3 protein-coding genes are annotated in these 3,396 nt (G+C 70.4%); all 3 read right to left on the bottom strand.

Annotation, left to right across the window (positions count from 1 at the left end):
• Positions 1 to 117: 117 nt before the first annotated feature.
• Positions 118 to 993 (bottom strand): nucleotidyl transferase AbiEii/AbiGii toxin family protein, encoded by an 876-nt coding sequence (locus tag FNQ90_RS16830; protein ID WP_228471319.1) that lies wholly within the window; start codon positions 991 to 993, stop codon positions 118 to 120.
• A complete protein-coding gene (locus tag FNQ90_RS16825; RefSeq protein ID WP_182607135.1) occupies positions 990 to 1,589 on the bottom strand; it encodes a type IV toxin-antitoxin system AbiEi family antitoxin domain-containing protein in 600 nt (199 codons plus the stop codon). Before FNQ90_RS16825 ends, FNQ90_RS16830 begins: the two co-directional genes overlap by 4 nt.
• A gap of 183 nt (positions 1,590 to 1,772) precedes the next feature.
• A partial coding sequence (locus FNQ90_RS16820) for a choice-of-anchor I family protein (RefSeq protein ID WP_182607134.1) occupies positions 1,773 to 3,396 on the bottom strand: 1,624 nt, incomplete at its 5' end.

The raw sequence follows: 3,396 nt of genomic DNA, 5'->3' as shown, positions 1-3,396 counted from the left end.
TCCTCACCCACCCCGCCCCCCGCTGAGCCGGACACGGCCCAACGTGACGGCCGATCAGGGAAGGCAGGAGCGCTCCACCCGGCCCTGCCGGCCGGGTGGAGAAGTGGATGACCGGCATCACGGCTTCGCCCTGGTGGCCCCACCCGTGGTTTCGGCCCAGAAGACCTCCACCAGGTTCACCGCCGCGTCCAGAACCGGCGGCGTCTCCGTCAGGCCGGTGGCCAGCCGAGGGTAGGTGTGCCGCCATTCCGGCGGTGGCGGGGGAAGTGTGTCGGGCAGGGAATGGGTCGCCCGGACCGTGAAGACATGCCGGACCACCGCATACAGCCGATGATCGGGCTCGAGACCGTTCTCGATGAGCAGCACGAGATCGGTCAGATCCTTGACACGCGTATTGGGTCGATTCCCGTAATCGCGGGTGAGCGCGTGGAGCTTTTCCGCGAAGTGCTGCCGGCGGTCCACCGCATCGATGACCCGCGCGGGAACACCCGCGAAGTCCAGAACGCCGAGGAGGGGCAGAGGCTCCGTGGCCGCCACCTCCTCACCACGCGCGGCAACATCCAGTCGGATACCCGCGAACGGCTTGCCCGCGAGGCCCGCCTCAACCGAGAACCTCCATGCCGGCCGTCCCGCGGCATCGGCGGCGAGCACGGTCGGAGCGCCGACCCGGAAGGTGAACCAGTCCTTGTCGGGATCCTCCGACAGGGCGTCGAGCAGTGCCTCGCGAATCACGCCACCGTCCACCTCCCCGGCACGTACCGCGAGGTCGAGGTCCTTGGTGGCCCGGGCGCGGTCACGCAGCCGGAACTCCAGGGCGGCTCCGCCCTTGAGAATCCACTCGGCCTCGCCGTCCACCGACAAGCGGGCAGCGAGCCGGTCGAAAACCACCCGCCGGCGCAGTCGTCCCAAATCAGTGCCATCCGACTCGGATTGCTGCTTCAACCTGGCTTCGAGCCCTTGTCGAAGCGCTGCGGCGTCTGCGTACCGTTTCATGTCGCCTCCGAGTTCAAAGCACGCTCCACACCCAGTTCGGCTCGGTTGCCGAGATCCTGTGCGGCACGGAGCAGACGGCGGCGTGAGAGGAGACCACGTTCCAATGCCTCGGACACGGCCGAATCGAGCACGTCCTGATCCACCAGCGATGCGGCACATTCGGCGATGGCCCGTGCCGGGGTGGTGACCCGAAAGCCCTCGTGCTGTTCGATGTCGGAATGGGGCAGGTCCGTCCGGTGCAGGACGACCGCGGGGTCCTTCTTCCGGAAGCCCGGCGGCACCGTGAGGTGGATCTCCGTGGGGTTGGCGATACCCAGGTCGTGGACCGTCAGCGCGGTGGTGTGCGAGACCACTGCTCTGTCCCCGCTCCACAGTGCCCAGCGCACCAGATGGTCCGTGTTGGAGCCGGGAAGGTCCCGGTACTCCCGGAAGCGGTAGATCCCCCGAGCAACGCGGTGCCAGTTGCCTCGTTGTGCGTGAAAGTGCTGAGCCTGGTAGGAGTAGCCGGCCGCCAGCGCCTGAGCGGCGGTGAAGTAACCGCGCTGACGACTCGCGATCCGCCACAGGCGATCACGGATCGTCTCATCTCCGAGCACGGAGCCACCCTAGCAGCCACTTCCTCCAGTTTTCTTTTAGTTTCGTGCAGTCGAGGGACACGAAACTAAAGTTTTCCTGTAGGTCTGTGTCGTCGAGAGGCGACCGACGGACTCGGCCGCACGCGGGCGCGCCCCGGGCCCGGCGGGGGGATCCGCCGGGCCCGGGGCGCGGGGTCGGGGGTGTCAGGAGATCTCGTACACCGTCGTGGTGCCGCTGACCTCGTGGGCGACGACCAGCAGCGGTCGGCCGTTCGGGCTCTCCTCCGCCGGGATGAAGGTCAGCCCCTCCGGTCCCAGGTCACCGGCGGTGCCGGCCTCGGCGTCGCCGGAGAAGTCCCGGCTGTTGACGTACCCGGCCGGGCGCGGGGCGCGCGGGTCGGTGAGGTCGTAGACCACCACACCGCCGATCCGCTCCAGGCCGACGAAGGCGTACGGGGTGCCGTCCACGGTGCCGACGACCACGCCCTCGGGCTCGGGGCCCTTGTTGTCGCTGCGGGTGTCGAAGGAGTCGTTCCCGCTGTTGTTGGCGTTGAAGTCGTCGGGGAACAGTTCGGCGGTCAGCCGCTCCAGGTGGTCGCCGGAGTCCCAGACCATCCGGCCCTCGGAGTCCAGCACGGAGACCGACCGGCCGCCGAAGACGTGCAGTTCGGTGACGCGTCCCCGCTCGTCGCGCGGGGACTCCACCGAGACGGTCAGCCGGCCGAGGTTGGCGTTGTTCCGCAGTTCGGCGGCGTTCGGGAAGACCTCGGGCGACAGGGTCAGGGCGTTGACCCGGACCTCCTCGTTGTAGCAGCCCCAGTCGCGGGCGTCGCCCTCGTTGGCGATGACCAGGAACTCCTCGCTCCCGCCCCGCTTCCCGCCCTTGCCCGGCTTCCCCTTACCCGCCTCGCCGCCGGCGGCCGGGGCGGTGAAGGCGGCGATGGAGTCCGGCTGGTACATGCCCATGACCGGCCACTCGGTGATGTTGATCGCGTTGTCGCGGTCGGAGGCGTCCAGGCCGTTGCCCGGCAGGGAGTGGTCCTTGAGGCCCAGCGGCACGATGTCGGTGACCCGGGCGCTCGGCAGGTGGACGACGGCGATGGCGTTGTTCTCCTGGAGGGTGACCCACGCGGTCCTCGAGTCCTCGGAGACCGCGACGTACTCGGGCTCCAGGTCGCGGGCGGCGGAGGCGCCGGGGCCGAGGATCCGCACGCCGGCGGCGCGCAGTTCGTCCTCGCGGCCGTTCCAGGCACGGAAGTCGGCGGTGGCGACACGCACCCCGTTCAGGGTGGTGGTGCGGGTGCCGGGCGGCAGGGTGATGACGCTGATCGTGCCCTCGGGGTCGGTGCCGTCGGCGCAGTAGGAGTCGGGCTCACCCTCGTTGGCGACGACCACTCGCTTTCCGTCGGGGGTGAAGGTGAGGGCGTCGGGGAGGGCGCCGACGCGGACCTCGCGGATGGGCCGCAGGTCGGAGGCGCGGAAGAAGGCGACCGTGCCGGGGGCGGTCTTCGGGGACGCCTCGCGGGCGACGGCCACCAGCCCGTCGTGGACGGCGACGCTGTTGGCGCCGGGGGCCTCCAGCTCGCCGACCTTGCGCGGATCGGTGGGGTCGGAGAGGTCCAGGACGTCCACCGCGCCGGCGACCGCGCTGACCACGAACAGGCGAGCGGTGTCCGGGTCCCATGCGGTGATCTCGGCTGCGGACTCGCCGTACACGCCGCTCTCGTACCGGCCGATGAGGTTCAGGTCGAGGTCACCGCCGCCGGGCACCTCCGGGGCGGGCTTCGGGCCCGGCTTCGGGGCGGCGCCGGCGGCGGAGGGGGCGAGG

This window comes from Streptomyces alkaliphilus, from assembly GCF_014141535.1.
Classification (GTDB): Bacteria; Actinomycetota; Actinomycetes; order Streptomycetales; family Streptomycetaceae; genus Streptomyces; species Streptomyces alkaliphilus.
Note: the sequence above shows the minus strand (reverse complement) of the source record. Positions and strands in the feature narration are given on the sequence as shown.

Coding starts and splice junctions, on each gene's coding strand:
- FNQ90_RS16830 (WP_228471319.1), bottom strand. CDS start 993: ATGAAACGGTACGCAGACGCCGCAGCGCTTCGACAAGGGCTCGAAGCC.